The following is a 3,518-nucleotide window of genomic DNA, read 5'->3' on the forward strand; positions in this document are numbered from 1 at the left end:
GTCGGCGGGCCGCTCCTGTGGCCCGCCGACGAGGCGTGGCCGCACTGCGAAGAACCGCACGACAGGCATGCGGCGCTCAGGATCAACTCCCCGGCCGACATCCGGCTCCACCGCCGCGTCCTCGCCACAGCGGCCGAACGCCTTCACCTCGACCCCGAGGCACCCGAGCGGACCCCCGAGGAACAGGAGACCTTGGATCTGATCGGGGCGGGCCGCCCATGGTTCGACGGCCCGATTCCTCTTGTGCCCGTCGCCCAGTTGTACGCCCGCGACATTCCCTTCCCCTGCCCGCCCGACGCGGACCTGCTCCAAGTCCTGTGGTGCCCGTTCGACCACGAGATGGCCCACCCGAAGACCGCCCTCTTCTGGCGGTCCTCCGCCACCGTCACCGACGTCCTCGACGCACCGCCCGAGCCGCCGATCGTCCAGGACGGCTGGTACCTCCCGGAGCCGTGCCTGTTCTCACCGGAGCAGGTCACCGAGTTTCCCAACCCCCTGGAGCTGGACAAGGAGCTTCGGGACCAGCTGGACGACATGAGCCGCTGGGAGACGATCGACCCCGCGCAGTACAACGCGTACGCGGACGATCCGGGAGAGCTCTACCTGAACAACCTCTGCACCGCCCCCGGCTGGAAGACCGGCGGCTGGACCCGCTGGAGCCCCACCGACCCCGTCGACCGGGCCTGCCCGGAGTGCGGCACCGAGGAGGTCCCGCTCCTCACCATCGCCTCCTCGGAATGGGACGGCGGCAGCGCGACCTGGATCGCCGAGGAGGACCGGCCGACCCCGGGCCCGCCGCCCCTGGGCGCCCGGGACGGCGACTTCACCTTGATCGACATCACCGGCGGCAACAACCTGCAGCTCCACGTCTGCCCGTCTTCTCCGTACCACCCCCACTTCGAACTGCTCCAGTGAGCTCGTGCGGAAGTCCTCCGCCCCGACGCCTACGCCACAATCGACACCGCGATCGACTCTCCGGTCAGGCGCCTTGGCCAACTACCTGGGATCAAACGACGGGCCCTGGCGGGACGCCAGCGAACCGAGGTGCGTCCTGCGTGCCTCGGCCGTCTGGCCCTGCACCAGCAGGAACATCCCCTCGCGCGCCAGCCGTTGCGCCCGGCTGCCCAGGTCCATGGACCGGCCGCCCCCGGCCACGATCGCCGCGGTCGTCGCCGCGGCCAGGAGGTCGTACGCGCGCGTCTTCACGGCCAGGCGTTCGGGGACGGAGCTGTTCGGGGCGGGCCGGTCGGCCAGGGCGTAGGCCTCCGTGCGGACCTCGTCGAGCCGGGAGCGCAGCGACCGGGCCGTGTCCCGGCCGTCCGGGGTCTGCTCCACCAGGTCCAGCGCCGCGTTCGCCACCCCGAACACGGCCGGACTGGCGTTGGCGGCCCGGGGCAGGTCCACCTGGGCGAACTCCTCCTGCGAGGTGCGCAGCACGACGGCCTCCTCCGGCAGCCACAGGCCGTCCAGTCCCAGGGACACCGTACGGGCGGCGGTCAGGGCCGCGAGCCGCATGGGCGCCGACGGCGTCAGCCCCGGCTGCTCGCGGGCCTCGGCGAACCCGAACACCACCTCGGCCGTGTCCGTCACCCCGGCCAGCAGCATCACGTCGTTCAGGCCCCACCCCGTGTACCAGGGCACCCTCCCCTCGAACCGCCAGCCGCCCTCCTGCCGAACGGCCCGCACCGGCACCCGGGGGAAGGCGCGGACATGGGCGAACGCGATGCCGGCCATCAGTGCGCCGGTCGCCAGCGGACGCAGGAGCTTCTCCCGGACGGGCGAGTCGTAGGTGGCGAGCAGCTTCACCGGTGTGTGGTGCTGGGTCTGCACGAACCAGGTGGAGCAGCACGCCCCGGCCAGGATCTCCGCGGTCTCCCGCGCCACGGCCACGGGCGCGTCCGCGCCGCCGTACTCCTGTGGCGCGACCACTCCGAGCAGCCCGGCCCGCTTCACCTCCTCGACATGGCTCGCGGGCACCCCCTCCTGGTCGACGCGTTCGGCCTGCGGGACGAGGAGATCACGCGCCAGCCGCCGGGCGCGGGTGACGAGGGGATGGGATGTGGTGGTCATGGAGGGGATTCTCGCGTTCCGGCGGCGCGGGACGTCGATCGGGTGCGTGTCGGCCACCGGCCGTCCCGTCACGGGCGTGTGCCCAGCTCCGTGAGCACGTCGAAGTCCAGCCCGTCGGCCCGCGCCAGGTAGATCCGCTGGCGCACATGGGCGTCCCGCAGGTGCAGCAGCCCGCGCGGTCCCTCGTACGACACCGCCCCGGCCCCCGCCGTCGCGCCGATCGCCGAGACGTCCAGCGTCCCGGCCCTCTTCAGCAGCGCGGCCAGCAGCAGCACACCCTCGTAGCAGGACTCGCCGAGGCTGCCGGGGGCGGGCGCCTGGACGCCGTAGCGAGCCGCGTACTGCCCGTGGAAGTCGAGGGTGTCGCGATTGGCCAGCGAGGCGAAGAACCCGGCGGTGCTGTAGAGGTCCTCCGTCGCGTCGGGGCCGCTCGCCACCAGCATGTTCTCGTCCATCAGCGTGCTCAGCCGCAGACAGCGCGCGGGCAGGCCGTATGCCGCGAACGCCCGGTTGAAGCGCACCGCGTCACTGCCGACGAGCAGCATCAGCACCGCATCGGCGTCCGAGCGTTCGACGCGGCGCAGCACCGGCTCGAAGTCATGGGTGCCGAGCGGGAGATAGGCCTCACCGGTGACCCGCCCGCCGCCGTCCCGGGCGTACCCGCGGGCCGAGCGGGCCGTGTGCCGCGGCCACACGTAGTCGTTGCCCACCACGAACCAGCGCCGGACCCGACGAAGCCAGTGCGTACGTCAACCTCGCGAACGGCGAGGCCAGGGCAAGACCGATGGCGATCACCGCGCTGCCCGCACCCTGTCCGAGAACTACCAACAGGAAGATCGCGAGGAGCAGCCCGGGGAATGCGATGGCGAAGTTGAGGAATGCCACAACCATGCGTCCGACCCAGCGGGGAGCGAGCGTCGGGAGCGTACCGAGTATCAGGCCAATTGTGACACCGAGTGCGACGGCTCCGAGAGCCATGAGCACCGACAGTCTCGCGGCGGTCATCGTGCGGGCGAAGACGTCACGCCCGCCGGCGTCGGTGCCGAAGATGTGCTCGGAACTCGGTCCCTGAGACAGTGCCTTCGGGTTGGCTGCGACAGCGGCGTCACCCCAGATCATCGGTCCGAAGATGACGAGGGCGATCAGAGCGGTCAGGAAGGTGAGGGCCAGGATTCCCAGTGGGGTGCGGAACGTTCCGACGATCCAGTGTCGTCGCGGGGGCGTCTTGGGGGCCGCAGTGGGGGCCGTAGGTGAGGTGCTCAACTCAGTTCTCCCGAATTGTGGATCGTGGGTCGATGAGAGCGAGCACCACGTCGACGATGAAATTGATGAGAAGGACGATGGCGCCGTAGATCACGACCAGTGTCTGGGCGAGCGGGTAGTCCTTCTCGGTGATGGACTTGACCAGCGCCATGCCCATGCCGGGCCAGGCGAAGATGCTCTCGATG

The 3,518-nt window shown here is 71.0% G+C and carries 4 protein-coding genes and 1 pseudogene; 1 reads left to right on the forward strand and 4 read right to left on the reverse strand.

Translation table 11 applies throughout. The features are described from left to right. On the forward strand, positions 1-915 hold a 915-nt coding region (locus ABT116_RS40880), incomplete at its 5' end, for a hypothetical protein (protein WP_351645216.1). Between the two features lie 81 nt (positions 916-996). Here ABT116_RS40880 and ABT116_RS40885 read toward each other — a convergent pair. From ABT116_RS40885 to ABT116_RS40900, 4 genes and pseudogenes are all read right to left on the reverse strand, one after another. Continuing rightward, positions 997-2,070, reverse strand: a complete 1,074-nt coding sequence (locus tag ABT116_RS40885) for an acyl-CoA dehydrogenase family protein (RefSeq protein WP_351645219.1) — start codon at positions 2,068-2,070, stop codon at positions 997-999. A 68-nt stretch (positions 2,071-2,138) separates the two neighbouring features. Continuing rightward, positions 2,139-2,804, reverse strand: a pseudogene (locus tag ABT116_RS40890) (ABC transporter substrate-binding protein); the annotation flags it as partial. Then, on the reverse strand, positions 2,695-3,333 hold the full coding sequence (locus tag ABT116_RS40895; RefSeq protein ID WP_351645222.1) for an ABC transporter permease: 639 nt from the start codon (positions 3,331-3,333) through the stop codon (positions 2,695-2,697). The gene ABT116_RS40895 and the pseudogene ABT116_RS40890, both read right to left, overlap by 110 nt. A 1-nt stretch (position 3,334) precedes the next feature. Then, positions 3,335-3,518, reverse strand: a 184-nt coding sequence (locus ABT116_RS40900) for an ABC transporter permease subunit (RefSeq protein ID WP_351645225.1), incomplete at its 5' end; no start/stop codon positions are given.

The organism is Streptomyces sp. NPDC002130 (assembly GCF_040296465.1).
Taxonomy (GTDB): domain Bacteria; phylum Actinomycetota; class Actinomycetes; order Streptomycetales; family Streptomycetaceae; genus Streptomyces.

Bases quoted from the DNA above. Each gene is read 5' to 3' on its own strand.
- ABT116_RS40885 (WP_351645219.1), bottom strand. From the start codon at position 2,070: ATGACCACCACATCCCATCCCCTCGTCACCCGCGCCCGGCGGCTGGCG.